Genomic DNA, 1,753 nt, shown 5'->3' with positions numbered 1-1,753 from the left:
GTTCCAGAGCAACGATCGCATGATCCGTGGCTTTGAGTATGGCGGTATCGGCCCGGCGGACGTCGCTACGGGGGATCACCTGGGCGGCACGACCTACTTCAATGCGTCGGCTGAAGCACAGTTCCCGCTGCCGGTCATTCCGGAAAGCTTCGGCCTGCGCGGTGCTGTTTTCGCGGATGCCGCCACTTTGTACGGCAGCAAGGTGACCACCGTCACTCAGACCTCAACCGACATGAAGCTGCGCGCCTCGGTCGGTATCGGCTTGATGTGGGCGTCGCCGTTCGGCCCGATCCGCATCGACTACGCGGTCCCGGTCAAGAAGGAACCGACCGACGACGTGCAGGAATTCAACTTCGGCATAGCGACCCGTTTCTGATCCGCGGGTAACAATGCTTCCGGGCCGCCATGCGGTCCGGAAGAGCGTGATCCGACCTAGCTGGATATTGCTTCTGGAATGACCGATCCGGTGTTCTTCGCGCCATCACGCCGGTATACGGCCGGCGAAGTCGCGAATCTGACCGGCGCTCAGCTTGTCGATTCTGCCCAGTCGCATGTCTCCATCGAAGCCCTAGCACCTGCCAACGAGGGCGGCGAGAACGCGCTCGTCTTCGTCGACGGTAGGCGCAATTTTGCCCTCATGCCGTTGTTGAAGGCCGCGGCGGTTCTTTGCCCGGCCGAATTCGCCAGCAAGGCGCCGGCGGGCATAGCGGTGCTTACCCATCCGCGCCCGCAGCAGGCATTCGCGCTGGTCGGGCGCCTTCTGTTCCCGCAGGCGGCCACACCCGGGCCAATGACCGGCGAAACCGGAATCTCGCCGCATGCCCATGTCGACCCCTCGGCGCATGTCGAGGCCGGCGCGATCGTCGAGGCCGGCGCGGTCATCGGTCCGCGCGTTTCGGTCGGCAACGGCACCATCATCGCTCCGCATGCGGTGATCGGCCATTCCTCCCAGATCGGCCGTGACGGCTATATCGGCCCGGGTGCCAGCGTGCAGTACGCGCTGATCGGCAACCGCGTCATCATCCATGGCGGCGCCAGGATCGGCCAGGACGGCTTCGGCTTCGTGGCCGGCGCCAAGGGCCCGGAGCGCGTGCCGCAGATCGGTCGCGTCATCATCCAAGACGACGTCGAGATCGGCTCCAATTCGACCGTCGATCGCGGCGCGATGTCCGACACCATCATCGGCCAGGGCACCAAGATCGACAATCTGGTGCAGATCGCCCACAATGTTCGTATCGGTCGCAATTGCATTATAGCGGGGCTTTCGGGTATTTCCGGTTCGGTCGTCGTCGGCGATGGTGTCACCATGGGTGGCGGCGTCGGCCTAGCCGATCATTTGACCATAGGGCCTGGGGCCAAGCTTGCAGCGAGAAGCGGATTCATGAGCAACGTCCCGGCGGGCGAGATCTGGGGAGGCTATCCGGCGCAGCCGATGGCCGAGGCCATGCGTGAAATCGCCATGCTGCGCAAGCTGGCCAGGACCCGCAAACAAGGCGATGGGAATGGCTGATATGGTGGCGACGCTTGAGGCGGTCGACATAATGGGGCTTATGAAGCTCCTGCCGCACCGCTATCCGTTCCTGCTGATCGACCGCATCGTCGACATCGATGGCGACGAGTCCGCCGTCGGCATCAAGAACGTGACCATCAACGAGCCGCATTTCCAGGGCCATTTCCCGCAGCAGCCAGTGATGCCCGGCGTGCTGATCATCGAGGCCATGGCGCAGACCGCCGGCGCGATCTGCATCCGCAG

Annotated in this window: 3 protein-coding genes; all 3 read left to right on the top strand. The window is 63.9% G+C overall.

The window, feature by feature from the left end; translation table 11 throughout:
• On the top strand, window positions 1-376 hold a 376-nt coding region (locus EN781_RS31855; RefSeq protein ID WP_145965761.1), incomplete at its 5' end, for a BamA/TamA family outer membrane protein.
• Window positions 377-454: 78 nt separating this feature from the next.
• The gene (lpxD, locus tag EN781_RS31850; RefSeq protein WP_126054470.1) at window positions 455-1,510 is read left to right on the top strand and encodes a UDP-3-O-(3-hydroxymyristoyl)glucosamine N-acyltransferase; all 1,056 of its coding nucleotides are present in this window, start codon (window positions 455-457) and stop codon (window positions 1,508-1,510) included.
• A partial coding sequence (gene fabZ / locus EN781_RS31845; protein ID WP_127400695.1) for a 3-hydroxyacyl-ACP dehydratase FabZ occupies window positions 1,503-1,753 on the top strand: 251 nt, incomplete at its 3' end. The genes lpxD and fabZ, both read left to right, overlap by 8 nt.

Origin of the sequence: Mesorhizobium sp. M4A.F.Ca.ET.090.04.2.1, assembly GCF_003999085.1 — a bacterium.
Lineage (GTDB): Bacteria > Pseudomonadota > Alphaproteobacteria > Rhizobiales > Rhizobiaceae > Mesorhizobium.
Note: the sequence above shows the minus strand (reverse complement) of the source record. Positions and strands in the feature narration are given on the sequence as shown.